This window comes from Pseudomonas sp. OA65, assembly GCF_017498305.1.
Lineage (GTDB): Bacteria > Pseudomonadota > Gammaproteobacteria > Pseudomonadales > Pseudomonadaceae > Aquipseudomonas > Aquipseudomonas zanjanensis.
The window spans coordinates 94,619-120,125 of record NZ_JAGDEZ010000010.1 but is presented as its reverse complement, the minus strand read 5'-3'; the positions used below and the strand labels follow the sequence as shown (position 1 = coordinate 120,125).

Genomic DNA, 25,507 nt, shown 5'->3' with positions numbered 1-25,507 from the left:
TGGCTAGCATAAAATGACTTTATTCTTTCTATTGTTGTCGGTTGTCGGGTTGTCATTGATCTTAACTTATAGTTTGCGCTGTTATGCGTTGGCCCGAAGCATTATCGACATCCCCAACGCCCGTAGCTCACATACAGTCCCCACCCCTCGTGGTGGCGGCGTGGCGATCGTCCTAAGCTTCCTGCTGGCCTTGCCCATACTGGCAACTACCGGCGTCCTGCCTTGGTCAGTCATGTGGGCAATGCTTGGAGCGGGATCTGGGATCGCTGTGCTGGGATTCTTGGACGATCATGGTCACATCGCTGCCCGCTGGCGGTTGCTCGGGCATTTCGCGGCGTCAATTTGGGCGTTGTGTTGGTTGGGCGGTCTGCCGGCAATCAGCTTTTTTGGTCTTGAACTTGAATTAGCTTGGTTTGGGCACGCCCTGGCAGTCTTCTACCTGGTCTGGATGCTCAATCTATACAACTTCATGGACGGTATCGACGGTATCGCCAGCGTCGAGGCGATTTGCGCTTGCCTCGGGGCTTGCCTGCTTTACTGGTTGGGGGGCTTTGATAGCTTGGTTGTGGCACCACTGGTACTCGCAATGGCAGTGGGAGGGTTTCTTTACTGGAACTTCCCTCCCGCACGAATTTTTATGGGGGACGCGGGAAGCGGATTTCTCGGTATCATCCTCGGTCTGTTGTCGTTGCAGGCAGCTTGGACTTCACCCAAGCTGCTTTGGGTCTGGCTAATTTTGTTGGGTGTATTCATCGTCGATGCGACCGTCACCTTGATACGACGCCTGCTACGAGGCGATAAGGTGTACGAAGCCCACCGAAGCCATGCGTACCAATTCGCTTCGCGTCAGTATGGTCGCCATTTACCGGTAACCGCGGCGGTGGCGATGATTAACTTGTTCTGGCTCCTGCCGCTGGCGGCATGTGTCGTTTTGTGGGGCATGGATGGAGTGTTGGCTCTGACAGTCGCTTACGTTCCGTTGGTGCTGCTTGCCGTCAGGTTTCATGCGGGTGAGCTGGAAAAAACCTGATTTCAGTGTAAAGGTTCGCGTTTTTTCTTATCGGTTGTCTAAGAGATGGAAATATAATTGCGTGCTTCAGGAATGCATTTGCTTTAGGAGCTGGCCAAGGTGCGTGAAGGGGTTATGGATAAAATACGATCGGCGTTGTTGGGGCTGCCCCGACGCCACAAGCGCGCGATCCAGGTAGCCACTGATGTGGTTTTGGTTTGGTTCGCCTTATGGCTGGCATTTGTCGTTCGACTGGGCGTCGAGGCGTTGGCCAGCCCAATCGAAACGCATCTGTGGCTTTTCGTATCCGCTCCGCTGATCGCTATTCCGATTTTCATTCGCTTCGGCATGTACCGCGCTGTCATGCGTTATTTTGGCAACGATGCGCTGATCACCATTTGCAAGGCGGTCAGTCTTTCAGCTTTGCTGTTGGCGCTCTTGGTGTATTGGTACAGTAACCATAAAACCGTGGTGCCACGATCCATCATTTTCAACTACTGGTGGTTGAGCCTGATCATGATTGGCGGTTTGCGCCTGATGATGCGGCAATACTTCCTGGGTGACTGGTTTACCGCAGCCCAGCACGTACCCTTTACCAACCGCGATGACGGCCTGCCCAAGGTCGCTATTTATGGTGCCGGGGCCGCAGGTAACCAGCTTGTGGCCGCGCTGCGAATGGGGCGAGTGATGCGACCGGTCGCGTTCATCGATGACGATAGAAGCATCGCGGACCGCGTGATCGCTGGGCTACAGGTCTACCAGCCCAAGCATATTCAAAAGATGATCGACGCCACTGGCGCTCAGGAAATTTTGCTGGCTGTGCCTTCCTCGTCACGTGGTCGCCGTCGAGAAATCCTGACGTTGCTTGAAGGCTTCCCGTTGCATGTGCGCAGTGTCCCTGGGTTCATGGATCTGGCCAGCGGCAGGGTCAAGGTCGATGACATCCAGGAAGTGGATATTGCGGACCTTCTTGGGCGCGATCCGGTCCCCGCACAACCTGACCTGCTGGAGCACTGTATCGCTGGCCAATCGGTTTTGGTCACAGGGGCCGGTGGTTCGATTGGCTCCGAGCTCTGTCGGCAAATCCTGGCATTGAAACCTACGACGCTGTTGCTGTACGAGCACAGTGAATTCAACCTCTACAGCATTCTCTCCGAACTTGAACCTCGTGTTATTCGCGAGTCGTTGTCGGTTCGGTTGTTGCCTATCCTTGGTTCGGTACGAGACCAGGATAAACTGCTGGATGTGATGAAGACCTGGAACGTCGATACGGTCTACCACGCCGCCGCCTATAAGCATGTCCCAATGGTCGAGCACAACATCGCCGAAGGCGTCCTGAACAATGTGATCGGTACGTTGAACACGGCACAAGCTGCGTTGCAGGCAGGTGTATCGAACTTCGTTCTGATCTCCACGGATAAAGCGGTGCGCCCGACCAATGTAATGGGCAGCACTAAGCGACTTGCGGAACTGACTTTGCAGGCCCTTAGCCGGGAATTGGCCCCCGTGCTATTCGGTGACAAGGCCAACGTCTCAAGAGTCAATAAAACCCGTTTCACCATGGTTCGGTTCGGCAACGTGCTAGGTTCATCCGGTTCGGTTATTCCGTTGTTCCATAAACAGATCAAATCCGGCGGGCCATTGACCGTCACCCATCCGAAGATCACACGTTACTTCATGACCATTCCCGAGGCTGCTCAGTTGGTGATTCAGGCGGGTTCCATGGGGTTGGGCGGAGACGTTTTTGTCCTCGACATGGGCGAACCGGTGAAGATTGTCGAGCTGGCGGAAAAGATGATTCACCTGTCTGGCTTGAGTGTTCGTTCGGAAAAGAACCCCCACGGCGACATTTCAATCGAGTTCACCGGCCTGCGCCCAGGCGAGAAACTTTACGAAGAGTTGCTGATTGGCGACAACGTCGTCGCGACCCAGCACCCGATGATTATGAGTGCCAACGAGGATCACCTGTCCTGGGACGTGCTCAAGACCAAGCTGACCGAATTGCTGGCCGCTATCGAGCAGGATGACTACACCCGGGTCCGCCAACTACTTCGCGATACCGTCAGTGGCTACGCTCCGGACGGTGAGATTGTCGACTGGATCTACCAGCAACGCCGTCTCGAACCCTGATTATTACACACGCCGTAACGTACACATTTTTGACAACGACACTTCATCGCCTAAGTTTGAGAAGCAGCTTCGGAAAAGCTGCTTCTCTCTTAACGATGTCATGGAGCGTCATTTATGCGTACAGGCTACTTCTACTCTTTGATTTTTGCCCTTCTGACCAGCGCCTCGATTGCTGCTATCGCTGCCCCAGTGCTCAAACCCGAGTCGGTCGCTACGCCTCAGGCCGTGGAGCAGCCAGCCAAAACGCAAGGGGCCAAGGTGGATCTGAACGGAGCGGATGCGGCAACGCTGCAGCGCGAGCTGTCAGGCATAGGCAAGGGCAAAGCCGAAGCGATTGTTGCGTATCGGGAGAGTAATGGGCCGTTTTCTTCAGTAGAGGAATTGCTGGAGGTCAAGGGGATCGGCAAGTCGATTCTCGACAGGAACCGTGACAAGCTGGAAGTGAATTGAGTTTGTGATTGAAAGAGGCCGGTCGAATAGACTGGCCTTTTTGCTATCTGATGGATGCGAATTCTGAAGGTTTCCCAGAAGTTGGCATAAATAATGGTTACCTAGAGCCAACCGATTGTTCAACAATCCAAGGTCCTCCACTCATGACCAACACTCTCTCCCTCGCCGACCAGATCACTCTGGAGCTACGCGCCGACATCATCGGCGGCCGCCTGCTGCCAGGCATGGCGCTTATAGAGAACAACTTGGTCTCGGCTTACAACGCCTCACGCAACACCATCCGCGAAGCGCTACACCGTCTCGGCCAGGAAGGGTTGACCCGTTACGTGCGCAACAAAGGGGTGATGGTCCGCAGGCTGGGTGTCGATGACGTGCGAGATCTGTTCAAGGTCCGTCGCACCCTGGAGCTTCAGGCGATCCTAGGCAGCCAACCATTACGCGAGTATCAGTCAGACCGAATGCTCGAAGCCCTCGAGGCAGCGGATCTGGCTCGGGAGCGTGAGGATTGGCGTTCGGTCGGTACCCATGGCCTGGCGTTCCATCAACACATCGTTGGTTTGATGCGCAGCCCATTACTTGATGAGTTTTTCACCAATGTGGTCGCACAACTGCGCCTGGTGTTTAGCTCCGCACCCGATGAGGCACGTTTTCAGGCGCCGTGGCTGGCCCGTGACCGGCGCATTCATGATTGGCTGGCCGAAGGCGACAAGTCGGCGGCTCACGAAGCGATGAGCCTTTACCTCGACGATTCCGAGCAACTGCTTCTGCAACTGCTAACTCCCACCCATCTCCCCTGATCAAGGACCCGCGCCATGTACAAAGACTACCCAGCCGCCTACCAGGTCAGCAAAGGTTCAGCCCTGCAGGTGGACAAACCCTTCTACGACCGCATCCGCACCGAGCAAGACAAACGCACCCTGATCGAGCAGTTCGAAGTACCCATCCGCACCGGCCGCGCCTGGCACGTACCCGCCGGGCATGTGTTCCGCGTCACCACTCCGGTGGGCCCGCAGGTGGGAGACTTCAACGTCTGGAACGCCCACGATCCGCGGGAACGCCTCTGGGCGGCGCGCACACGTCAGCTCCAGGGCGCCCACGTCAGCACCCATGATCGATTGTGGTCGAACCTGCCATTCCTGCGGCCCTTGGTGACCATCACCGATGACAGCCTGGCTGGCTATGGCATCGATGAGCATGGTGGACGACTGCACGACCTGCTGGGTACGCGCTGTGATCCCTATGTAAACAAGATGCTGACCGGGGAGGATTTCCATCATCACTGCCATTCGAACCTGACCCGTGCGGTGTTGCCCCACGGCCTGACGGAGTTCGATGTGCATGATGTGTTGAATATTTTCCAATGCACGGGACTCAATCATGACGACATGTATTTCATGAAGGCTTGTCCGGCGCAGAAGGGCGATTACCTGGAGTTTTTTGCCGAGATCGATCTGTTGTGCGCCCTGTCCACCTGTCCGGGTGGTGACCTGTCGCTGGCGATGTGGGGGCCGGAGGCGCAGGATCCTCTCAGCGTTTGTCGTCCTCTGGGTGTGGAGATCTATCGGTTGGAGGATTCAATGCTGGAAGGCTGGAGCCAGCCTGAGCGGGCGGCGTACAAGGGGTTGCATGGCTTGCATATCGCCAAGGCGGATTGGGAAAAGTGATGTAGCGGGCGCAGGCTTTTTGTGGCGAGGGAGCTTGCTCCCGCTGGGCTGCGCAGCAGCCCCAACGGCCAAAACTCGATTTAGCCTGACACTCCGCGCCAGCAGGGTTAGGGCCGCTTCGCGCCCCAGCGGGAGCAAGCTCCCTCGCCACAAAAGCACTAAACAAAAGCACTAAGCAAGCCAGGTAATCAACGATCCTTGGCTTCTTTCGCATCCATTTCGGCATTGCGCTCGGCCACACGCTTGCGCTGTTCGTCCGTGAGTTCGACCTTGTTGGCGGTGTCGCGCAGCATCATCAGGCCTCCCACGATCGAGCCGATTGCTACGATCAGAATCAACCAGGCATACCAGGGCATAGGGCTCTCCTTGAGGGCGCGATGGACAGACGAACGTTTCGCCAATCCATCGCACTTACCACTTATGAGCGAATGTTGTTCGCAGTGGTTCAATACTACGCCCGTTCGGCCGGCTTCACCTCACAGCCCGGTCAGCATCGCATCGGCGGGAGCATCCGCACGCAGTTGTGCGGTGAGGACGAAGTAGACAAAGCCCACCGCCATGAAGCCAAGGAAAATCAGCCCGATCAGCGCGTTGAACCAGGCCATCGCCACCAGGCACACCACGGCCAATACCAGGGCGATGCCGGGTACTAGCGGATAGCCCGGCGCGCGAAAGGTACGTTCCAGGTTGGGTTCGGTTTTACGCAGCTTGAACAGGCTGAGCATGCTCATGATGTACATGACGATGGCGCCGAATACGGCCATGGTGATCATCGCGGCGGTGAGGGTCATGCCGCCGAGGTTGATCAGGCCGTCGCTGTAGATCGCGGCAATGCCGATCAGTCCGCCGGCGATGATCGCCCGGTGTGGGGTCTGGAAGCGTGACAGCTTGGCGAGGGAGGCGGGCAGGTAGCCGGCGCGGGCCAGGGCGAAGAACTGCCGCGAGTAGCCGAGGATGATGCCGTGGAAACTTGCCACCAGGCCGAACAGGCCGATCCACACCAGCATGTGCAGCCAGCCGGAGCTTTCGCCGACCACGGTTTTCATGGCTTGGGGCAGGGGATCGTTGATGTTCGACAGGGTGCGCCAATCGCCGACGCCGCCAGCAAAGAACATGACGCCCATCGCCAGGAACACCAGGGTCAGGATGCCGCTGATGTAGGCTTTGGGAATCGTGCGTTTCGGGTCCTTGGCTTCTTCGGCGGCCATGGCCGCGCCTTCGATGGCCAGGAAGAACCAGATGGCGAAGGGAATCGCGGCGAACATGCCAGCGATGGCCGGTGCGCCGAGCACATCGGAGCCGGCCCAGCCGTTCAGGGCAAAGCTGCTGAAACTGAACGCCGGGGCGACGACGCCCATGAACACCAGCAGTTCGGCCACCGCCAGGACGCAGACAATCAACTCGAACGTCGCGGCCAGTTTGACCCCGAGGATGTTCAGGCCCATGAACACGATATAGGCGCCGACGGCGGCGTGTTTCGGGTCCAGCGCTGGGAACTGCACGTTCAGGTAGGCGCCGATGGCCAGGGCAATCGCCGGCGGTGCGAAGACGAATTCGATCAGCGTCGCCAGTCCGGCAATCAATCCGCCTTTCTCGCCGAAGGCACGACGGCTGTAGGCAAACGGCCCGCCGGCATGGGGAATGGCGGTGGTCAGTTCGGTGAAGCTGAAAATGAAGCAGGTGTACATGGCCGCGACCATGAATGACGTCACTAAAAAGCCCAGCGTGCCGGCCACGCCCCAGCCGTAGCTCCAGCCGAAGTACTCGCCGGAAATCACCAGGCCGACGGCAATGCCCCATAAGTGCAGGGTGCCCAGGGTGGGTTTGAGTTGTGTGTTCATCGGTGGCTCCCCTCGATCCATAGCAAAAGCGCTGGGGAGGGGCTGTGCAGTGGGCGTGCCAGTGTGGCGGGGGCGGTCGTAATGGGTGAAATCGTGTCGTATCGGGGATGTTCGCTGCTGGATGGTTTGGTTTTGTGCCCCAGTTGAGGGCGAAGTTGATGGGACTGGCGTCATCGCGAGCAGGCTCGCTCCCACAGGGGATCCTCAGTGGGCACGGATTCCGTATTCACAACAGAGCAATTGTGGGAGCGAGCCTGCTCGCGATGAGGCCAGCCCAGCCAATACTTTTTACAGATTCTTTATCCCCCAACCCCACCCTCGATCTCGTTCCTTTACAGCCTCCCTGCCGACAATCACTCCCCACACGGCACGACGCCGTACCACGGAGAAATCCCATGAGTGTTCTGGACGGGGTGTCGCTGCTGCTGGCAGTGGCGCTGTTCATTTATCTGCTGGTTGCGCTGCTGCGCGCCGATCGGAACTAGGAGCGGTTATGCACGGTTATGACTTCGGGCTGATCCTCGCCTTTTTCGCCCTGGTGCTGGTTCCGGCACCGTTTCTGGGGCGGTTTTATTACCGAGTGATGGAAGGCCAGCGCACGTGGCTTTCGCCGATTCTCGGCCCGGTGGAGCGCGGCTGCTATCGCCTGGCGGGTGTTGATTCCACCGCTGAGCAGAGCTGGCAGAAATACACCCTGGCCTTGCTCGCGTTCAACCTGGCAGGTTTTGTCTTGCTGTTTACGATTCTGCTGCTGCAGGGATATTTGCCCCTCAATACCGAGCAACTGCCCGGCATGGAGTGGACCCAGGCCTTCAACACGGCTGTGAGTTTCATGACCAACACCAACTGGCAGTCCTACAGCGGCGAAGTGTCCCTGAGCTACTTGAGCCAGATGGTCGGCCTGACCGTGCAGAACTTTGTCAGCGCCGCCACCGGCCTGGCCGTGCTGGTGGCGCTGTGTCGCGGCATCGGGCGCAAGTCCGCCACGACGCTGGGTAACTTTTGGGTCGACATGACCCGCGCCACCCTTTACGGGCTGTTGCCGCTGTGCCTGGTGCTGGCGTTGTTCCTGGTCTGGCAGGGCGTGCCGCAGACCTTCGCCCATTATGTGCACGGGGTCACGCTGCAGGGCGTCGATCAGGTCATCCCGTTGGGGCCGGCCGCGAGCCAGATCGCGATCAAGCAACTGGGCACCAACGGCGGCGGTTTCTTCGGCGTCAACTCGGCGCATCCGTTCGAAAACCCGACGGCCTGGAGCAATCTGTTCGAAGTCGCGTCGATCATTCTGATTCCCGCCGCGCTGGTGTTCACCTTCGGCCATTACGTCAAGGACCTGCGTCAGAGTCGCGCGATCATCGCCTGCATGTTGGCGCTGTTCCTGATCGGCGGCGCGACGTCACTGTGGGCCGAATACCAGCCCAATCCGGCCCTGAACAACGCGGCCGTCGAACAAACCGCACCGCTGGAAGGCAAGGAAACGCGCTTCGGCACCACCGCCACGGTGTTGTGGTCGGTGACCACCACGGCGGCGTCCAACGGCTCAGTCAACGGCATGCACGACAGCCTCAGCCCGCTCAGCGGCATGGTGTCGCTGGTGAACATGATGGTCGGCGAGGTGATCTTCGGCGGCGTTGGGGCTGGGCTCTACGGGATGTTGTTGAACGTGCTGATGGCGGTGTTCCTGGCCGGCTTGATGATCGGTCGCACCCCGGAGTACCTGGGCAAGAAGCTCGGCGCCCGGGAGGTGCAACTGTTGGTGGCAACCCTGCTGGTAATGCCCGTCAGCGTGCTGGTGCTGGGTGCCGTCGCCGCCAGCCTGCCCGGGCCGGCCGCGGCGGTGAGCAATCCGGGGGCCCACGGCTTCAGCCAGTTGTTGTACGCCTACACCTCGGCGGGGGCGAACAACGGTTCGGCATTTGCCGGGTTCGGCGCCAACACACCTTTCCACAACCTGATGCTGGGCCTGGGCATGTTGATTGGCCGGTTCGGCTACATCCTGCCGGTGCTGGCGTTGGCCGGCAGCCTGGCCTTGAAGAAGTCCGCGCCGATTGGTCAGAACAGCTTCCCCACCCACGGCCCGTTGTTCGTGACCCTGTTGACCGTGACCATCCTGCTGGTGGGCGGCTTGACCTTCCTGCCGACCCTGGCGCTGGGGCCGATTGCCGAGCACCTGAGCATGGGCTTCTGAGGACTTGATGATGAATATGCCAATGAGCAAAACCATCGCCGCCAAGGCGCCGGAGCAACCCAAGACTCACCTGTCGGCCCTCTGGCGGCCAGCGTTGGTGCAAGCCTTCGTCAAGCTCGATCCGCGTCAGTTGCACCGTGCACCGGTGATGCTGGTGGTGGAGCTGACCGCGATCCTCACCACCGTGTTGTGCTTCATTCCCGACAGCGCCGTGCCGACTTTCGTCGCCGCGCAAATCGCCCTGTGGTTGTGGTTCACGGTGCTGTTCGCCAACTTCGCTGAAGCCTTGGCCGAAGGGCGGGGCAAGGCCCGGGCCGACAGCCTCAAGGCCGGCAGCGAAGGCCTCAACGCCCGTCGCCAGACCGCCAACGGTTTTGAAATCATCCCCGCCACCCGTCTGCGCAAGGGCGACGTGGTGCGCGTCGAGGCCGGCGACATGATTCCCGGCGACGGTGAAGTGATCGCAGGCATCGCCGCGGTCAATGAGGCGGCGATCACTGGCGAATCGGCGCCGGTCATTCGCGAATCCGGCGGTGATCGCTCGGCGGTCACCGGCAATACGCGGCTGGTTTCCGACTGGCTGCTGGTGCGCATCACCAGCAATCCCGGCGAATCCACCCTGGACCGCATGATCGCGTTGGTGGAAGGCGCCAAGCGCCAGAAAACGCCCAACGAGGTGGCGCTGGATATCCTGTTGATCGGCCTGACGCTGATCTTCCTATTGGTGGTGGTGACGCTGCAACCGGTCGCCCATTTCGCCAACGCCAGTCTGCCGCTGGTGTTTCTGGTGGCCTTGCTGGTCACCTTGATTCCCACCACCATCGGCGGGTTGCTGTCGGCCATCGGCATCGCCGGGATGGACCGTTTGGTGCGCCTGAACGTGATCGCCAAATCCGGCCGCGCGGTCGAGGCGGCGGGGGATGTGCATGTGTTGATGCTGGACAAGACCGGCACCATCACCTTTGGCAATCGTCGCTGCACGGCGGTCTATGCCGCTGCCGGTGTGAGCGCCAAGGAACTGGCCGAAGGCGCGCTGTTCGCCTCGTTGGCTGACGAGACGGCCGAGGGCAAGTCCATCGTCGAGTACCTGCGAGGTTTGCACCCACAGCCCGAGCCTGGCGTCGAAGCGCTGACGGCCGTGCCGTTCAGTGCTGAAACCCGTTTGTCCGGGGTCGACTATCAGGGCCGCATCTACCGCAAGGGCGCGGTGGACTCGTTGCTGGATTTCATCGGCCTGGCACGCAATGAGTTGCCGGTCGCCCTGGCGCGGGAGGTCGACAAGATCGCCCAGAGTGGCGGCACGCCGTTGCTGGTGTGCATGGACGGCAAGCTGCTCGGCGCCATCCATCTCAAGGACGTGGTCAAACCGGGCATCCGCGAGCGTTTTGCCGAGCTGCGCAAGTTGGGGATCCGCACGGTGATGGTCACCGGCGATAACCCGTTGACCGCCGCCGCGATTGCCGCCGAAGCGGGTGTCGACGACGTGCTGGCGGAGGCCACGCCGGAGAAGAAACTGGCGCGTATCCGTCACGAGCAAAATGACGGTCGGCTGGTGGCCATGTGCGGTGACGGCGCCAACGACGCCCCGGCCCTGGCCCAGGCCGACGTCGGCATGGCGATGAACGACGGCACCCAGGCCGCGCGGGAGGCGGCGAACATGGTCGACCTCGACAGCGACCCGACCAAGTTGCTCGATGTGGTGCAGATCGGCAAGGAGTTGCTAGTGACCCGGGGGGCGCTGACGACTTTCTCCATCGCCAACGACATCGCCAAGTACTTCGCGATCCTGCCGGCACTGTTCGCCTCGATTTATCCACAGCTCGGTGTGTTGAACGTGATGCACCTGAGCAGCCCGCAGAGCGCGATTTTGTCGGCGATTGTCTTCAACGCCTTGATCATCGTCGTGCTCATCCCCCTGGCCCTGCGCGGCGTGCGCGTGCAGGCGGCAAGCGCGGCGGCGCTGTTGCGGCGCAATCTGCTGATCTATGGCCTGGGTGGGATCGCGGTGCCGTTCGTGGGGATCAAGGCGATCGATATGTTGCTGACGGCGTTGGGCCTGGTTTGAGCCTGTTAATGGCACTGGCTTTTGACTTTGTGGCGAGGGGATTTATCCCCGCTGGGCTGCGCAGCAGCCCCCAAGCCTGATACCACGGTGTGTCAGGCAAAACGATGGCGATTGTTCTGGGGCTGCTGCACAGCCCAGCGGGGATAAATCCCCTCGCCACAGATATGTTTTCACTGAGGAAATTTGGATGTTCGCATTAATTCGCCCGGCCTTGAGCCTGTTATTACTGATGACCCTGATCACCGGTGTCGCCTACCCACTGGTGGTCACCGGCGTGGCGCAAGTCGCCTTTCCCGCCCAGGCCAACGGCAGCTTGATCGTCGACGCCGCCGGCAAGGTCCGGGGCTCGACACTGATCGCCCAGGATTTCACCGGTGATGCCTGGTTTCATCCACGGCCATCGGCCGGCGCCTTCGCCACGGTCGCCAGCGGTGCCAGCAATTTCTCCCCGAGCAATCCGGCCCTGGCCACACGGGTGATCGATGCCGCCGGCAAGCTCCAGGTGCCCGGTCAGGGCCCGGTGCCGCTGGCGCTGTTGACCACCTCCGCCAGCGGGCTGGATCCGCACTTGCCACCGGCGGCGATTGCCTATCAACTGGCGCGTGTCGCCGCCGCGCGCAACCTGCCGGTCTCGACCTTGCAGCCATTGCTCGATGCCAACACCGAGCAACCCCTGATTGGCCCACCGGTGGTGAATGTGCTGACGCTGAACCTGGCCCTGCAAGCGCTATGAAACCTGTGGGAGCGAGCCTGAACGCGATGAGGGCGTGTCAGTCACCATTAATGCTGGCTGAACCATTGCTATCGCGAGCAGGCTCGCTCCCACAGGGTGACTGACCTATTCGAAATATGAGAATCCCCAGCATGAGCGACTCCGGCCGCGCCGACGCACTGTTAGCCAATCTGCCCCGCAACGGCCGTGGCCGGCTCAAGGTTTTTCTGGGCGCGGCCCCAGGTGTTGGCAAAACCTACGCCATGCTGCAAGCGGCTCACAGCCAATTGCGCCAAGGCGTGAAAGTCATCGCCGGGGTGGTGGAGACCCACGGTCGCAGTGAAACCGAAGCGCTGCTCGGCGGCCTGGTGCAGCAGCCGTTGCTGCGCTCGGAATATCGCGGTGTGATGCTCGAGGAAATGGATCTTGACGGCTTGCTCGCCGCCCGGCCGACCCTGGTCCTGGTGGACGAACTGGCCCACAGCAACGCTCCTGGCAGCCGCCATGCCAAACGCTGGCAGGACATCCAGGAACTGCTCGCGGCGGGCATCGACGTCTACACCACGGTTAATGTCCAGCATCTGGAAAGCCTCAACGACCAAGTGCGAGGCATCACTGGCGTGCAGGTGCGCGAAACCTTGCCGGACTGGGTCCTGCAGGAAGCCGATGAGCTACTGCTGATCGACCTGCCACCCCGTGAGCTGCTGGAGCGTCTGCGCGATGGCAAGGTCTACGTGCCGGAACAGGCCAGGGCGGCGATCGATGCGTTTTTTTCCCAGACCAACCTGACCGCTTTGCGTGAGCTGGCAATGCAGACCGCCGCCGCCCAGGTCGACAATGATCTGGCCCAGGGTTATCGACAACTGGGCCAGGCCGCGCCGGCGGTGCGCGGACGCTTGCTGGTGGGCGTGGACGGTGATGTGCAGGCGGAACGCCTGGTGCGCCACGCCAGCCGCGTTGCCCAGCGTCGGCATCTGCCGTGGAGCCTGGTGCATGTGGACAACGGCAGCGCCCGTGACGAGGCCTCGCGCCAACGCTTGCAGAATGCCCAGCAACTGGCCGAACGCCTCGGTGGCGAAGTGGTGCTGCTGCGGGCCGGCGAAGTGGCCAGGACGCTGATCCAGCATGCCAGCGAACGGCGCGCCACGCTGGTGCTGGTGGGCCAGTCCCGGCCACGTCTGCGCCGACGCTTGTTTGGCGGCGGCCTCGCGTCGCGCTTGCTGCGCGACGCCCGTGGCCTGGAAATCAACGTGCTGGACAGCGATGAGCAGCCGCGTCCCGCACGGGTGCGTACAAGCGCTGTCCAGACCGGGTTCGATTATCTCCTGGCGTCGCTGGCGACCGCGGCGGCCAGTGCATTGGCCTGGGGCATCTCGGGGTTGCTGGCGTTGCCCAATATTTCCCTGTTGTTCCTGATGGCGGTGTTGCTGGTGGCGGTGCGCAGCAGCCTCGGCCCGGCGCTGGCCTGCGCGGCACTGTCGTTCCTGGCTTATGACTTCCTGTTCATTCCGCCGAATTTTTCCTTCACCATCCAACGCGAAGAAGACGTGCTGACGCTGGTTTTTTTCCTGCTCATGGCGGCCCTGACCGGCAACCTTGCCGCCCGCCAGCGTCGTCAGTTACAGGCGTTGCGCGATACCCAACAGGAAACCGGCGAACTGCTGGACCTGTCCCGCAAACTCACCGCCGCCACCGACCGCCAGGCGGTGGTCAGCGCCGCCGTGCAGCACTTCAACGATTGGCATGACTTGCAACTGTGCTTGCTCAACCGCGACGGTCAGGGCGGTTGGAAAATCGAAAGCGGTGAACCGTTGATCTTCACCGAGGCCGAGCGCGCGGCGGCCGACTGGTCGTGGCAGCACGATCAACCGGCGGGCGCCGGCACCGGCACCTTGCCTTCCGGACGTTGGTGGTGGTGGCCGTTGTCGGTCGAAGGCGGGCCGTTGGCGTTGCTGGGCGTATGCCCGAAAGAAGGCAAGCCCTTGAGTGGCCAGCGCCGCCGTTTGCTGGCGGCCCTCAGTCAGCCCTTGGCCCAGGCGCTGGCCCGGGCGCAACTGGCCCAGGACCTGGAAGCGGCACGTCTGCACGGTGAAACCGAACAGTTGCGCAGCGCCTTGCTGGCGTCCGTGTCCCACGATCTGCGTACACCGCTGACCGCCATGCGCGGCAGCATCGACAGCCTGTTGGCGCTGGGTGAGGCGATCCCGCTGGCCGATCGTCGCGAGCTGCTCGAAGGCACCCGCGATGAGGCCGAGCGGCTGGATCGCTACATCCAGAACCTGCTGGACATGACCCGCCTCGGCCACGGTGCCCTGAAACTGGCGCGGGACTGGGTTGCGCCGGCTGATATCGTCGGCAGCGCGCTGAGCCGCTTGCGGGCGGTGTTGGCGCCGTTGACGCTGAGTATCGAGGTGCCTGCCGAACTTCCCTTGTTGCATGTCCATGCGGCATTGATCGAACAGGCCCTGGTGAACGTGCTGGAGAACGCGGCGCGCTTTTCGCCGGCCCAGGGGCGCTTGCTGCTGAGCGCCGGGGCGACCGACAGCGAGGTATTTTTTGCCGTGGCCGATGAAGGGCCCGGGATCCCTGAAGAGGAGCGGGAGAAAATCTTCGACATGTTCTATACCGCCGCGCGCGGTGATCGGGGCGGGCAGGGCACGGGGTTGGGGTTGGCGATCTGTCAGGGCATGGTCGGTGCCCATGGTGGGCGCATCAGCGTGGCCGAAGGTCTCGACGGAGGCGGCACCTGCATCACGTTGCACCTGCCGTTGCAGGCGCAACCGGGCATGGACGATGATGCTTGAGCCCGGCTGAGATACTCTTTTGTTACCCGCCGCTTGCGACCGCTTGCCTTTCCACTTGATTGCAACGAATGAGCCCCATGAGCCAGACCGCGACCCTTTTGGTCATCGATGACGAACCGCAGATCCGCAAATTCCTGCGCATCAGCCTGAGCTCCCAAGGCTACAAGGTGCTGGAAGCCGGCACTGGCGCCGAAGGACTGGCCCAAGCGGCGCTGAACAAGCCCGACTTGCTGGTGCTCGATCTGGGCCTGCCGGACATGGACGGCCAGCAGGTGTTGCGCGAGTTTCGCCAATGGTCGACGGTGCCGGTGCTGGTGCTTTCGGTGCGGGCCAGCGAAGCGCAGAAAGTCGAGGCGCTGGACAACGGCGCCAACGATTACGTGACCAAGCCATTCGGCATCCAGGAGTTCCTGGCCCGCATCCGTGCCTTGTTGCGCCAGGCCCCGGCGGGCGAGCCGCAGGAGGCGGCGCTGAAATTCGGCCCGCTGACGGTGGACCTGGCCTACCGCCGGGTGTTGCTGGACGGCACCGAAGTGGCCCTGACTCGCAAGGAGTATGCGGTCCTGGCGCAACTGGCGCGGCACCCAGGACGGGTCATCACCCAGCAGCAACTGCTCAAGGACATCTGGGGCCCGACCCATACCGAAGACAGTCACTACCTGCGGATCGTGGTCGGTCATCTGCGCCAGAAACTGGCCGACGACCCGACCCGGCCGCGCTTCATCGTGACCGAGGCGGGGGTGGGGTATCGGTTGTTGGGGGAGGGTGCTGTTTAACAACAAGGTCAAGCCAAGCGCTGTTGTGGCGAGGGGATTTATCCCCGTTGGGCTGCGCAGCAGCCCCAAAACATTCGCCAGAGTTTTTCCTGACACACCGTGGTATCAGGCTTGAGGGCTGCTGCGCAGCCCAACGGGGATAAATCCCCTCGCCACAGGAGGCCTGTGATCACATTCAGTTCTGCTCACGCTCATACCGATCCAAGGTATCGCTGGCAATCTCCCGCCCCAGGGCGATCAATTCCGGCGCCTTGTAGAACTCGAAAAACCGGCACACCCGCTTCGGCACGTTGATCAGCACATCCGGCGGGTAACCGGCGATCTTGTACTGGGCCAGCGAGGTCTGCATCACTTCGAAACTCTGGTTGATCAAGTCCAGCAACGAAGCCGGGCCGACGTTATCGATGATGAACGAACCCGTGGCGGATTTCGGCGCGCCTTCGTTCTCTGGCGCGGCAGCCGGTTGTTGGCCCTCGGGTTCGGCCGAGTCGATCCACGGGTTGATGTCGGCGGCCTCGGCCTTCAAGGCTTCCTGCTCCAGCAGCAACAGTTGTTCGGCTTGCTTGCGGCGAAACGGCAGGCGCGAACCCAGGGAACTGACCAAGGTATCGAAGCGACGCCTGAACGCGGCGGGGCGCGCGATCACCGGTAAGCGATATTGTTTCTGATTGGTGGCGTTGAGGTTGACGGCGATGATCAGGTCGCAGTGGCTCGACACTACCGGCACGATCGGCAACGGATTGAGCAGGCCGCCATCCACGAGCATGCGGTTGCCTTGCATCACCGGTGTGAACAAGCTGGGAATCGCCGCCGAGGCGCGCATTGCCTGGTGCAGGCAACCTTCCTGGAACCAGATTTCCTGCTGGTTGGTCAGGTCGGTCGCAACGGCGGTGTAGGGAATGCGCAACTGTTCAATGTTGAGCTCGCCGACGATCTTGCGGATCTGCCCGAAGACCTTCTCGCCACGAATCGCCCCCAGGCGAAAGCTGACGTCCACCAGGCGCAGGACGTCCAGATAATCCAGGCTTTCGATCCAGTCGCGGTACTCCTCGAGCTTGCCCGCCGCGTAGATCCCCCCGACGACAGCGCCCATGGAACAGCCCGCGACGCAGGCGATGTCATAGCCACGCCGTTCGATTTCTTCGATCACCCCGATATGGGCATAGCCCCGAGCGCCACCGGAACCCAATACCAATGCGACACGTTTTGTCATGACCCGGCCTCTTGTCGAACAGACTTCAACAATGCACTCATCGACGGCTAGGCTCAATCGTTGTGGCATACGCGTCGTTTTTTGACACGCCGGCGTGGCATTTGCGTATTCTCAGCCACACTGAATTTACACGGTCGGACCTTGGCACTTTTTGCCGGCGCGACCGTCTTACCAGCACGACTGTTTTCCTGACTTGAGGTGTAATCGATGAAAGCCCGGATCTGCCTGCCCCTGGTGGCGTCCCTGATGGTTCTGGCCTTGGCTGGTTGCGCAGGCAAAACCGCTTACCGTGACAGTTGTGGCAGCCAACTCGACAGCGCCTGGCGTGAATTGGACCTGGCCAAGGCCGAAGGTTTTGCCGGCACCGTCAGCTACTCCAAGGCCTTGTCCCTGCTGACGGGCGCCAAGACCCAGCAACAATTCGAAGCGTTCGAAGGCTGCGCCAAGAAAGCCGAGAAGGCGCGTTTCTACATCCGCGAATCCCGCGCGGGAAGGTGATAAAGGCAGCTGCAAGCTTTAAGCTTCAAGCTGCAAGAGGGCGCTACACGTCGCTCCTCACTTGCAGCTTGAAGCTTGCTACTTGAAGCTGTGTACGGAGTACGCCTCATAGGAGAGAAGCAGCTGCAAGCTTTAAGCTTCAAGCTGCAAGAGGGCGCTACACGTCGCTCCTCACTTGCAGCTTGAAGCTTGCTACTTGAAGCTGCGTACGGAGTACGCCTCATAGGAGAGAAGCAGCTGCAAGCTTTAAGCTTCAAGCTGCAAGAGGGCGCTACACGTCGCTCCTCACTTGCAGCTTGAAGCTTGCTACTCGAAGCTGCGTACGGAGTACGCCTCATAGGAGAGAAGCAGCTGCAAGCTTTAAGCTTCAAGCTGCAAGAGGGCGCTACACGTCGCTCCTCACTTGCAGCTTGAAGCTTGCTACTCGAAGCTACGTACGGAATACGCCCCATAGGAGAGAAGCAGCTGCAAGTTTCAAGCGACAAGCTGCCAGTGAGTGCGCCGCGCCGCTCTTACTTGCAGCTTGAAGCTTGCTACTCGAAGCTGCGTACGGAGTACGCCCCATGATTGATCGGCTGGTGGCCCGCATACTGGGCCTGGAAGTCCGCCTATTGGCCTGTCAGGCCCGCTTGAATGCCCACACCGACAGCGAAGCCCTGCATGACCTGCGCACCACGGTGCGCCGTTTGCGCAGTTTGTTGCGTCCGCTGCGTGGGTTGCCCGGCGTCGAACAACTGGAAACGGCGGCGTCGGCGGTTGGCACCCTGACCACGCCCTTGCGGGATCGGGAAGTGTTGGCGGCTTATCTTGAGCAACACGGGCAGGCCGAGGCGGCGCGGCGACGCCAGGTGCAAATGGCCGATGCCTATCCCGCCGTGGCCGCGAGTGTCGAGTTGGCCCAGTTGCTGATGATCCTCGATGCGTTCCCGCGCTTCATTCGCGCCGCCCAGCGTGAGGGGTTGCTGAAAGGCTTGCGCAAGCGCATTGAAAAACGCCTGGACAAGCAATGGAAGAAACTCGACGAAGCCCTGCGCGATCCGGCCCATGACCGCCACCGGTTGCGCCTGTTGATCAAGCGCGTGCGCTACGCCATCGAAGCTTATCCTGAGCTCGACCGCCTGCCTGAAGCGGCCATGCCCCGGCTCAAGTCCGCCCAGGGCGCGCTGGGCGATTGGCATGATTGCTGGCAATGGCTGGCCAGGGCCAAGGAAGAAACCGATCTGCAAGCATGTGTGCCCACCTGGCACGCCACAATGGAAAAGGCCGAGGCCAAGTCCGACAGGGTGCTCGACAAGCTGATTGCGAGTTGCTTCGAAAAATCCTGAACCTAGCACATCCCTTGTGGGAGCGGGCTTGCTCGCGAAGGCGGCGGATCAGTCAATACAGCGTTGACTGGCCCACCGCCTTCGCGAGCAAGCCCGCTCCCACAATCGATTGGGTTGAATTCAAAAGCGGCGGCTTTTCTGTCAGTCTCTTTGGCCGGAATGAGCCCTGTGCCGCCCGCCCGGGCTGGTTAAGATCCCTTCATCCTTTTACCCCTGTTTTCGAGGTCGTCATGCGCTTTTCCGAGTTGATCGATGCCGTGCGCCGGCAGCCAGGTGCGGTGACCATCGCGCCAGAATGGGGCCAGGGTCGGGCCAGTTTTGGCGGGTTGGTGGCGGCGCTGCAATATGAGGCGATGCGTGCTCGAGTGCCGGCGGATCGTCCGGTGCGTTCGCTGGCGATCACCTTCGTCGGCCCGGTCGAGCCCGACGTGCCGGTCAGTTTTGAAGTCGATGTGTTGCGTGAAGGCAAGGCGGTGAGCCAAGTGTTGGGGCGGGCGGTGCAGAACGGCCAGGTGGTGACCGTGGTGCAAGGCAGTTTCGGTGCATCGCGCTCGTCCGTGGTGGCGGTGCAGGCCGACCCCGCGCCGGACTTCAAGAACGTGGAGCAATGCCAGGAACTGCCTTACGTCAAGGGCATGACCCCGGAATTCATGCGGCACTTGGCGATGCGCTGGAGCGTCGGCGGCTTGCCGTTCAGCGGCAATAAATCCCGGAGCATGGGCGGCTGGGTGCGTTTACGCGGTGATGTGCAGGAGGAGCCGCTGAACGAAAGCCATATCCTGGCCTTGGTGGACGCCTGGCCGCCGGCGTTATTGCCGCACCTCTCGCAAATGGCCCCGGGCAGCACGCTCACGTGGACCATCGAGTTCGTCCAGCCGCTGCCGGAACTCACGACGCTGGACTGGTGCAAGTACCTGGCCGAAATCGAGCATGCCCAGGACGGCTACGGCCATGTCGCCGCGAAGTTCTGGAGCGCCGATGGCCGCTTGATCGCCCTGAGCCGGCAGACCGTCACTATTTTCGGCTAAGGCTTGCGGTGACGGTGGCGATCGCGCCAGGCGCGCCACCAGCCACCGCTGAGAAAGAACCGCGGAAAAGTCAGGAACTGTTCCACCAACAGGCGTGACACGGCATCTTTGCGATCGCTGAACGGCTCGGAGGCCTGGGCCTCCAGGCTGTGCCCGTGACGCTGCAAGCCGAGTGCCGCGAGCAGGCCGATGATGCCGATGGCGACATCGCCCAGGCTCAAGCTGAACACCCCCGACACAATCAGCAGAAACGCGATGATGAACAGCGGCACGGCAATCAGGTGCAACACCAGGTTGGTGGGGTGGCGATGATTGTCGGGGTAGGCGCGCCATTGCCAGGCCGGAAGGTTAGGGTGACGTTTGCCCATGATGCTATTCCTTGAACGAAACCGAATAAGCCAAGGATAGGTCCGGGCGGGCGGGGCGGCGAATGGCGGTTGGCTATCGAAGCGATAGATGGCCATACAGTTTTGCTGTTGTGGCTACGAACTGCTTTGTGGCAACGAACCGCTGTTGTGCAAGGAACCGCGTTGTCGCGAGGAACCGCTGTTGTGGCGAGGGAGCTTGCTCCCGCTGGGCCGCGAAGCGGACCCAAACTGCAAGCCCGGTATGTCTCAGGCTGACGAGGTTCGGCTTCTTGGGGGCGCTGCGCGCCCCAGCGGGAGCAAGCTCCCTCGCCACAGAAGCCACAGAAGCCACAGAAGCCACAGAAGCCACAGAAGCCACAGAAGCCACAGCCAAGCCACAGCCAAGCCAGCTTCTACAGTTTCAGCTGCCCGATCGCCTTGCTCAACTCTCCCGCCAAGGTTGCCAGTTCATCGCTCGTGGTGGCCGAATCCACGGTCTGGCGCACGGTGTTTTCGGTTACGTCGCGAATGCTCACCACCGCCCGGTTCATTTCCTCGGCGACGTGGCTTTGCTGCTCGGCCGCGACCGCGATCTGGGTGTTGCTCTCGCGCATCTGCGCCACCGCTGCGGTGATCTGGGCCAGCGCGTCGCCGGCCTCGCGGGCTTGTTGCACGCAGTCGTCGGCCTTGAGCGAACTCTCCTGCATGAAGTCCACCGCGTCCCGGGTCCCGGCCTGCAGGGCGGAAACCATGGTGGTGATTTCATCTGTGGACGTCTGGACCCGCTTGGCCAAATTGCGCACCTCGTCGGCCACCACGGCAAACCCCCGGCCCATTTCTCCAGCCCGTGCCGCTTCGATGGCGGCGTTCAGGGCTAGCAGATTGGTTTGTTCGGCGATGCTGTGGATCACATTGACCACGCCGTTGATCTTCTGGCTGTCTTCGGCCAGGCGCTGGATCATCTCGGCGGTCTGCTGCACGCCCGAAGACAACCCGGTGATCGACTGCTGCACCCGGCCGACCACTGCATGACCGTTACCGGCCAAGGTGTCGGCGGTTTTCGATAGGTCACGGGTGGCACCGGCGTGCTGGGCGATGTGGTAAACCGTGGCGGACATCTCATTGATCGCCGTGGCCGCCTGATCGGTTTCGCTTTGCTGGCCGAGCATGCCGTGGCGCACTTCGTTCATGCTCGACGCCAGGCGCGCTGCCCCACTGTCCAGTTGCCGTGCGGTGCTGGCAACGGTGTCGACCACCCGTTGATAACCGGCTTGCATGGCATTGAATGCCGCCGCCATCTGGCCCACTTCGTCCTTGCAGGCCAGGGGCACACGGGCGGACAAGTCGCCGGTTTTTTCCACGTGCAGCATCACGTCCTTGAGCGTGTTGAGCTGGCTGAGCAAAAAGCGGATCAACAGTTGCGACGCGCCCAACATCGCCAGCATCAACACGAACACCGCCACGGCGTATTGGCTGAAGCGTTCACCGAACACTTGGCTCAGGCTTGCACCATGGGCCAATACGGCAAGTTGTTGGCCGTCGCCTCGACGGATCACTTGGACGCCCAGCAGAGGGTTGTCGCCAAACAGCAGTCCGGGGTCGAGTTCTACCCAGCCGTTGGCCTGGGTCAGTGAAGGCAATGATTGTTCATGGATAACGGGAACCTGGTCGCGCTGAAATTCCAGGAGATTATCGGCCTTGGGCAAGGGCGTTCCGGCAGGCCAGGCATCAAGCAGGTGTGCCTGGGCCTGGGCGTTCGCCTGGGCCGTGTGGTTGCGCGCCTGCTGTTCGAGGTGCACGGCGTAGAGCACCAGCATCAACGTAGTGATAAAGGCGACCGCATTGACCGCCCAGAATTTGTATTTCAGCGAGATATTGCTAAGCCAGGCACCCATGGAAGGTTTTCTCTGATAGCGGAAACAGCATTGGCAAGGTGCCATTATTCTGCCGCTACTGAGGGGGCGGGGTTTTGATGTGGGTCAACGGATAACAAAGTCCAAGGTTTTGATGCGAGTTGATAGCGGACACAGTTTCCCTTGTGGGAGCGAGCCTGCTCGCGATAGCGGTGGATCAGCTTGCAAGGATGCCGACTGATACACCGCTATCGCGAGCAGGCTCGCTCCCACAGGGATGTGCAGGGTTTAGGGGATTGTGGGCAATCCAAAGAACGCCCGGGCGCAGGCGGTGCTGTGGGCGGCCAGGTCTTCTTGGGTTTCGCCACGGTGCACGGCGACTTCGCGCAGGACCTCGGTCAGATAGGCCGGCTCGTTGCGCCCGTTCTTCGGTTTGGGCCGCAGCGTGCGGGGCAGCAGGTAGGGCGCGTCGCTTTCAAGCATCAGCCGACCGCGGGGTATTTCGCGCACCAAGGGGTGCAGGTGCGTGCCCCGGCGTTCGTCGCAGATCCAGCCGGTGATGCCGATGTGCAGGTCCAAATCGAGGTAGCTGAACAGCGCCTTTTTCTCACCGGTGAAGCAATGCACCACGGCCGCCGGCAACTGATCGCGAAAATCCCGGAGGATGTCCAGCAAGCGCTGGTCGGCGTCGCGCTCATGGAGGAAGACCGGCAGTTGCAACTGGACCGCCAAGGCGAGGTGTTCCTCCAGAACCTTTTCCTGCTGGGGGCGAGGAGAAAAGTCTCGGTTGAAATCCAGCCCGCATTCGCCCACCGCACGCACGCGGCTGTGCATCAGCAAGTCCTTGAGGTGCCGGGCGCTGTCGGCGGTCCACTCGCTGGCGCTGTGGGGGTGAATGCCGGCGGTGGAAAACAGCCGTTCCCCGGTGTCGTCGAGGTGCTGGCACAATTCCAGGGCCTGTTCGCTGCCCTCGAGACTGGTGCCGGTCAAGACCAGTTGGCAGACCCCGGATTCATAGGCGCGCTCAAGCACCGCCTGGTGTTTGTCGGCGAAACTGGGGTTGGTCAGGTTGACGCCGATATCGATGAGTTGCATGGTGCTACCTCGGCCCAAAGGCCGGAAAGCATATCAGAGCTGTAGATTTATAAGAAAAGCCAAGAACTACAACGAGTTGAGGCTGTCTGTTAAGGCCGCGAGATACATCGGGTTGGTATAAAAGCCATCACTGTGCCAGTCTTCCGCACTTTTTCAGCGTCTCAGGCGCTCTGTTTCTGTCGACTCAGCCTCGTTTTCCAGGGAGGCGGTCGGCAGTATTCCTTCCGGAGAGTGGATGACACGTCCCCAGGTGTTGCTACTGTTGTGTTGTTCGCTGTTGCTGCCGATGCCGGCCGAAGCGCGGCTGCCCGGGCCGGTGCAAGCGGTGGCGCCGGGCACCGTGCGCGACTTGGCGCAAATTCGTAGCAGCCGTGTGTTGAAGGTGCTGGTCAACCAAAGCCGCAACAGCTCCGGTGAAGTCCAGGGCCAACCCATTGGCGTCGAATACCATCGGCTGCGCGCCTTCGAACAATACCTCAACGGCCACGCCCGTGACGGCCAGGAAATCACTCTAAAAATCATTCCCAAAGCCAAGGACCAACTGCTCGGTGCCTTGCAGCGCGGGGAGGGCGACCTCGTCGCGCCGGGTGAGTTGCTCGAACCCCAGGCCGGCCATGCCGTCAGCGCCAGCAATCCGATCCGTACCGACGTGCCTTTGCTGCTGGTGGGCATCAAGGGCGAGAAGCGCTACACCCGTGTGGAGCAACTGTCCGGCAAGACCCTGGCCCTGCCTAACGGCAGTGCGGCGGGGGACGCCGTGAGTCAGATCAACCAGAAGCTGGCGCTGCTCAAGCTGCCGCCAGTGAAAATCGAATGGGTCGATCCCTCCCTGGCGGTGGAGGACGTCCTGGAGATGGTCCAGGGCGGGATTTTCCATTTGACCATCGTCGAGCAGCCCATCGCCGAGCGCTGGGGCAAGATCCTGCCCAAGCTGCGCTTCGACCGTCAGGTGCTGATTGGCGAGCCGGGTGACGAATACTGGTTCGTTCGCCGTGACGCCGCGATGCTGCGGGCGAGCATCGACCGCTTCCTGGCGACCTACAAGGTGCCCTCCAACCAGGACGCGGCATTCCTGCGTATTTATCGGCGTTTGTACCAAGTCCACTATCCGCTGGCCCGGGCCAATCGCCAGCGCCTGGAAAAACTGCGCCCGGTGCTGCAAAAACATGCCGACGCCCAGGGCATGGACTGGCTCAACCTGGCGGCCCTGGCCTTCAAGGAATCCGCCCTGCAACCCAACGCCCGCAGCGGCTCAGGCCCCACCGGCCTGATGCAGATCACCCCAGCGGCGGCCCAGCGCGTCGGGGTCGATAACATCCAGAACCTCGACGCCAATGTGCAGGCCGGCGCCAAATACCTGGCCCTCATCCGCCGCAAGTTCTTCGCCAGCCCCAAGCTCAACGAGCGCGAACGCATGGCCTTCGTCCTGGCGGCCTACAACATGGGCCCCGAGCGCGTCCAAGGTATGCGCGCCGAGGCTCGGCGGCGGGGACTGAACCCTAACCAATGGTTTTTCCAGGTCGAACGCATTGCCATGGAGCAGGTGGGAATGGGCGCCGTCAGCTATGTTAATAGTGTGAATAAGTACTACCTGGCGTTTGATCGTGAACGGGAGTCCTTGGAACCGAAAGAGCAAAAGGTTGCATTGCGTAAGTGATCGAATAAACTGATTGGTATCACGGATTATTTCCGCTTTTAACATGAATTTTGTTGATTAATATAGCGGCCAACCCTCTACTACTCCCAAGGAATGACCTTATGAGCACGTTCATCAACAAAGTTCTGTTCACCCGCGCCGGCTACGGCTTGACTGTGCTGCGCATCGTCGTCGGTCTCATCTTTGCCGCCCACGGTTCGCAGAAACTCTTCGGTCTGTTCGGTGGCTACGGCCTGGCAGGCACGGCGCAATGGATGGAAAGCATCGGCCTGACCCCAGGCTATGTGATGGCGACACTGGCGGGCGGTACGGAGTTTTTTGCCGGGCTGGCGTTGATCATCGGTCTGCTGGCGCGTCCTGCGGCCCTGGGCCTGGCCTTTCTGTCGCTGGTGGCGATTTTCTCGGTGCACATCGGTAACGGCTTGTTCATGGCCAACAACGGTTATGAGTTTGCCTTGGCGTTGCTGGCGGGCAGTATTGCCGTGCTGATTGAAGGGGCGGGCAAGCTGTCGGTTGATCGGGCCATTGCGGGTTGATTGCATGATTTGAAGTTGCTTTGGTGGGTATATCCGTTATTTGCGTAACGGCGGCTTAGGGTTCCGCCCTGACGGCGGGTCACTTTCGAAAAGCGTGTACGGACCGGACACATGGTTGAGGGGGCGCCCGAGATCAACGTCCACGCCGAGGCGGCCTTATAGCCGATCTGGCTCTCCCGGTCATACGCCCATCAGAACTGTGGGAGCAAGCTTGCTCGCGATGGCGGTAGCTCAGTCACGTGGATGTTGGGTTTGCTGGCCTCATCGCGAGCAAGCTTTGCTCCCACAGGTGATCTTGGGTCTTCATGAATTTTGT

Annotated in this window: 22 protein-coding genes; 16 read left to right on the top strand and 6 right to left on the bottom strand. The window is 61.1% G+C overall.

Annotated features, from left to right (window positions below):
* Nucleotides 1-13 precede the first annotated feature (13 nt).
* The 5 genes from J3361_RS11255 to J3361_RS11235 all read left to right on the top strand — a co-directional run bounded on the left by J3361_RS11255 (nucleotide 14) and on the right by J3361_RS11235 (nucleotide 5,253).
* Nucleotides 14-1,030, top strand: coding sequence for a glycosyltransferase family 4 protein (locus tag J3361_RS11255; RefSeq protein ID WP_207964614.1), 1,017 nt, complete (start codon nucleotides 14-16; stop codon nucleotides 1,028-1,030).
* Nucleotides 1,031-1,144: 114 nt separating this feature from the next.
* On the top strand, nucleotides 1,145-3,139 hold the full coding sequence (locus J3361_RS11250; RefSeq protein WP_207964711.1) for a nucleoside-diphosphate sugar epimerase/dehydratase: 1,995 nt from the start codon (nucleotides 1,145-1,147) through the stop codon (nucleotides 3,137-3,139).
* A gap of 114 nt (nucleotides 3,140-3,253) precedes the next feature.
* Nucleotides 3,254-3,589: a helix-hairpin-helix domain-containing protein gene (locus tag J3361_RS11245; protein ID WP_207964612.1), complete on the top strand. Its 336-nt coding sequence runs from the start codon at nucleotides 3,254-3,256 to the stop codon at nucleotides 3,587-3,589.
* Nucleotides 3,590-3,732: 143 nt separating this feature from the next.
* Nucleotides 3,733-4,386, top strand: a complete 654-nt coding sequence (locus J3361_RS11240) for a GntR family transcriptional regulator (protein WP_207964610.1) — start codon at nucleotides 3,733-3,735, stop codon at nucleotides 4,384-4,386.
* Nucleotides 4,387-4,401: 15 nt separating this feature from the next.
* Nucleotides 4,402-5,253 (top strand): DUF1989 domain-containing protein, encoded by an 852-nt coding sequence (locus J3361_RS11235; protein WP_207964608.1) that lies wholly within the window; start codon nucleotides 4,402-4,404, stop codon nucleotides 5,251-5,253.
* A 188-nt stretch (nucleotides 5,254-5,441) separates the two neighbouring features.
* On the opposite strand, the gene J3361_RS11230 is transcribed toward J3361_RS11235, so the two are convergent.
* Together J3361_RS11230 and eat are read right to left on the bottom strand one after the other, a co-directional pair.
* A complete protein-coding gene (locus J3361_RS11230; RefSeq protein ID WP_003183831.1) occupies nucleotides 5,442-5,609 on the bottom strand; it encodes a DUF2897 family protein in 168 nt (55 codons plus the stop codon).
* 120 nt (nucleotides 5,610-5,729) lie between these two features.
* Nucleotides 5,730-7,094: an ethanolamine permease gene (eat, locus tag J3361_RS11225; protein ID WP_207964606.1), complete on the bottom strand. Its 1,365-nt coding sequence runs from the start codon at nucleotides 7,092-7,094 to the stop codon at nucleotides 5,730-5,732.
* A gap of 395 nt (nucleotides 7,095-7,489) precedes the next feature.
* On the opposite strand from eat, the gene kdpF reads away from it, so the two are divergent.
* The 6 genes from kdpF (at nucleotide 7,490) to J3361_RS11195 (ending at nucleotide 15,639) form a co-directional block, all read left to right on the top strand.
* Complete coding sequence (kdpF, locus tag J3361_RS11220; RefSeq protein ID WP_003218754.1) at nucleotides 7,490-7,579, top strand: K(+)-transporting ATPase subunit F; 90 nt, start codon at nucleotides 7,490-7,492, stop codon at nucleotides 7,577-7,579.
* A gap of 8 nt (nucleotides 7,580-7,587) precedes the next feature.
* Complete coding sequence (kdpA, locus tag J3361_RS11215) at nucleotides 7,588-9,282, top strand: potassium-transporting ATPase subunit KdpA (RefSeq protein ID WP_207964604.1); 1,695 nt, start codon at nucleotides 7,588-7,590, stop codon at nucleotides 9,280-9,282.
* Between the two features lie 10 nt (nucleotides 9,283-9,292).
* Nucleotides 9,293-11,347, top strand: a complete 2,055-nt coding sequence (gene kdpB, locus J3361_RS11210) for a potassium-transporting ATPase subunit KdpB (protein WP_207964602.1) — start codon at nucleotides 9,293-9,295, stop codon at nucleotides 11,345-11,347.
* A gap of 187 nt (nucleotides 11,348-11,534) precedes the next feature.
* Nucleotides 11,535-12,080, top strand: coding sequence for a potassium-transporting ATPase subunit KdpC (kdpC, locus tag J3361_RS11205; RefSeq protein ID WP_207964600.1), 546 nt, complete (start codon nucleotides 11,535-11,537; stop codon nucleotides 12,078-12,080).
* A 131-nt stretch (nucleotides 12,081-12,211) separates the two neighbouring features.
* A complete protein-coding gene (locus J3361_RS11200; protein ID WP_207964598.1) occupies nucleotides 12,212-14,863 on the top strand; it encodes a sensor histidine kinase KdpD in 2,652 nt (883 codons plus the stop codon).
* Between the two features lie 77 nt (nucleotides 14,864-14,940).
* Entirely contained in the window at nucleotides 14,941-15,639 is a 699-nt protein-coding gene (locus J3361_RS11195) for a response regulator (RefSeq protein WP_014337254.1), read from the top strand.
* A 175-nt stretch (nucleotides 15,640-15,814) separates the two neighbouring features.
* Here the strand turns inward: J3361_RS11195 and J3361_RS11190 are convergent, their stop codons facing one another.
* Nucleotides 15,815-16,852: a patatin-like phospholipase family protein gene (locus J3361_RS11190; protein WP_207964596.1), complete on the bottom strand. Its 1,038-nt coding sequence runs from the start codon at nucleotides 16,850-16,852 to the stop codon at nucleotides 15,815-15,817.
* Between the two features lie 207 nt (nucleotides 16,853-17,059).
* Between J3361_RS11190 and J3361_RS11185 the strand changes: the two genes are divergently transcribed.
* From J3361_RS11185 to J3361_RS11175, 3 genes are all read left to right on the top strand, one after another.
* Nucleotides 17,060-17,350 (top strand): hypothetical protein, encoded by a 291-nt coding sequence (locus J3361_RS11185; RefSeq protein ID WP_014337256.1) that lies wholly within the window; start codon nucleotides 17,060-17,062, stop codon nucleotides 17,348-17,350.
* Nucleotides 17,351-17,913: 563 nt separating this feature from the next.
* Nucleotides 17,914-18,675, top strand: a complete 762-nt coding sequence (locus J3361_RS11180) for a CHAD domain-containing protein (protein ID WP_207964594.1) — start codon at nucleotides 17,914-17,916, stop codon at nucleotides 18,673-18,675.
* A 230-nt stretch (nucleotides 18,676-18,905) separates the two neighbouring features.
* Nucleotides 18,906-19,703, top strand: a complete 798-nt coding sequence (locus J3361_RS11175; protein ID WP_207964592.1) for an acyl-CoA thioesterase domain-containing protein — start codon at nucleotides 18,906-18,908, stop codon at nucleotides 19,701-19,703.
* Here the strand turns inward: J3361_RS11175 and J3361_RS11170 are convergent.
* The 3 genes from J3361_RS11170 to J3361_RS11160 form a co-directional block, all read right to left on the bottom strand.
* Nucleotides 19,700-20,071, bottom strand: coding sequence for a terminase (locus J3361_RS11170; protein ID WP_207964590.1), 372 nt, complete (start codon nucleotides 20,069-20,071; stop codon nucleotides 19,700-19,702). The two genes, J3361_RS11175 and J3361_RS11170, sit on opposite strands and share 4 nt — an antisense overlap.
* A gap of 392 nt (nucleotides 20,072-20,463) precedes the next feature.
* A complete protein-coding gene (locus J3361_RS11165) occupies nucleotides 20,464-21,945 on the bottom strand; it encodes a methyl-accepting chemotaxis protein (RefSeq protein WP_207964588.1) in 1,482 nt (493 codons plus the stop codon).
* 246 nt (nucleotides 21,946-22,191) lie between these two features.
* On the bottom strand, nucleotides 22,192-22,998 hold the full coding sequence (locus J3361_RS11160; RefSeq protein ID WP_207964586.1) for a TatD family hydrolase: 807 nt from the start codon (nucleotides 22,996-22,998) through the stop codon (nucleotides 22,192-22,194).
* Nucleotides 22,999-23,233: 235 nt separating this feature from the next.
* On the opposite strand from J3361_RS11160, the gene J3361_RS11155 reads away from it, so the two are divergent.
* Together J3361_RS11155 and J3361_RS11150 are read left to right on the top strand one after the other, a co-directional pair.
* Nucleotides 23,234-24,655, top strand: coding sequence for a transglycosylase SLT domain-containing protein (locus tag J3361_RS11155; protein ID WP_207964584.1), 1,422 nt, complete (start codon nucleotides 23,234-23,236; stop codon nucleotides 24,653-24,655).
* Between the two features lie 101 nt (nucleotides 24,656-24,756).
* The gene (locus tag J3361_RS11150) at nucleotides 24,757-25,191 is read left to right on the top strand and encodes a DoxX family protein (RefSeq protein ID WP_207964582.1); all 435 of its coding nucleotides are present in this window, start codon (nucleotides 24,757-24,759) and stop codon (nucleotides 25,189-25,191) included.
* The last annotated feature ends 316 nt before the right edge of the window (nucleotides 25,192-25,507 follow it).

Bases quoted from the DNA above. Each gene is read 5' to 3' on its own strand.
- J3361_RS11255 (WP_207964614.1), top strand. From the start codon at position 14: ATGACTTTATTCTTTCTATTGTTGTCGGTTGTCGGGTTGTCATTGATC.
- J3361_RS11250 (WP_207964711.1), top strand. From the start codon at position 1,145: ATGGATAAAATACGATCGGCGTTGTTGGGGCTGCCCCGACGCCACAAG.
- J3361_RS11245 (WP_207964612.1), top strand. From the start codon at position 3,254: ATGCGTACAGGCTACTTCTACTCTTTGATTTTTGCCCTTCTGACCAGC.
- J3361_RS11240 (WP_207964610.1), top strand. From the start codon at position 3,733: ATGACCAACACTCTCTCCCTCGCCGACCAGATCACTCTGGAGCTACGC.
- J3361_RS11235 (WP_207964608.1), top strand. From the start codon at position 4,402: ATGTACAAAGACTACCCAGCCGCCTACCAGGTCAGCAAAGGTTCAGCC.
- J3361_RS11230 (WP_003183831.1), bottom strand. From the start codon at position 5,609: ATGCCCTGGTATGCCTGGTTGATTCTGATCGTAGCAATCGGCTCGATC.
- eat (WP_207964606.1), bottom strand. From the start codon at position 7,094: ATGAACACACAACTCAAACCCACCCTGGGCACCCTGCACTTATGGGGC.
- kdpF (WP_003218754.1), top strand. From the start codon at position 7,490: ATGAGTGTTCTGGACGGGGTGTCGCTGCTGCTGGCAGTGGCGCTGTTC.
- kdpA (WP_207964604.1), top strand. From the start codon at position 7,588: ATGCACGGTTATGACTTCGGGCTGATCCTCGCCTTTTTCGCCCTGGTG.
- kdpB (WP_207964602.1), top strand. From the start codon at position 9,293: ATGAATATGCCAATGAGCAAAACCATCGCCGCCAAGGCGCCGGAGCAA.
- kdpC (WP_207964600.1), top strand. From the start codon at position 11,535: ATGTTCGCATTAATTCGCCCGGCCTTGAGCCTGTTATTACTGATGACC.
- J3361_RS11200 (WP_207964598.1), top strand. From the start codon at position 12,212: ATGAGCGACTCCGGCCGCGCCGACGCACTGTTAGCCAATCTGCCCCGC.
- J3361_RS11195 (WP_014337254.1), top strand. From the start codon at position 14,941: ATGAGCCAGACCGCGACCCTTTTGGTCATCGATGACGAACCGCAGATC.
- J3361_RS11190 (WP_207964596.1), bottom strand. From the start codon at position 16,852: ATGACAAAACGTGTCGCATTGGTATTGGGTTCCGGTGGCGCTCGGGGC.
- J3361_RS11185 (WP_014337256.1), top strand. From the start codon at position 17,060: ATGAAAGCCCGGATCTGCCTGCCCCTGGTGGCGTCCCTGATGGTTCTG.
- J3361_RS11180 (WP_207964594.1), top strand. From the start codon at position 17,914: ATGATTGATCGGCTGGTGGCCCGCATACTGGGCCTGGAAGTCCGCCTA.
- J3361_RS11175 (WP_207964592.1), top strand. From the start codon at position 18,906: ATGCGCTTTTCCGAGTTGATCGATGCCGTGCGCCGGCAGCCAGGTGCG.
- J3361_RS11170 (WP_207964590.1), bottom strand. From the start codon at position 20,071: ATGGGCAAACGTCACCCTAACCTTCCGGCCTGGCAATGGCGCGCCTAC.
- J3361_RS11165 (WP_207964588.1), bottom strand. From the start codon at position 21,945: ATGGGTGCCTGGCTTAGCAATATCTCGCTGAAATACAAATTCTGGGCG.
- J3361_RS11160 (WP_207964586.1), bottom strand. From the start codon at position 22,998: ATGCAACTCATCGATATCGGCGTCAACCTGACCAACCCCAGTTTCGCC.
- J3361_RS11155 (WP_207964584.1), top strand. From the start codon at position 23,234: ATGACACGTCCCCAGGTGTTGCTACTGTTGTGTTGTTCGCTGTTGCTG.
- J3361_RS11150 (WP_207964582.1), top strand. From the start codon at position 24,757: ATGAGCACGTTCATCAACAAAGTTCTGTTCACCCGCGCCGGCTACGGC.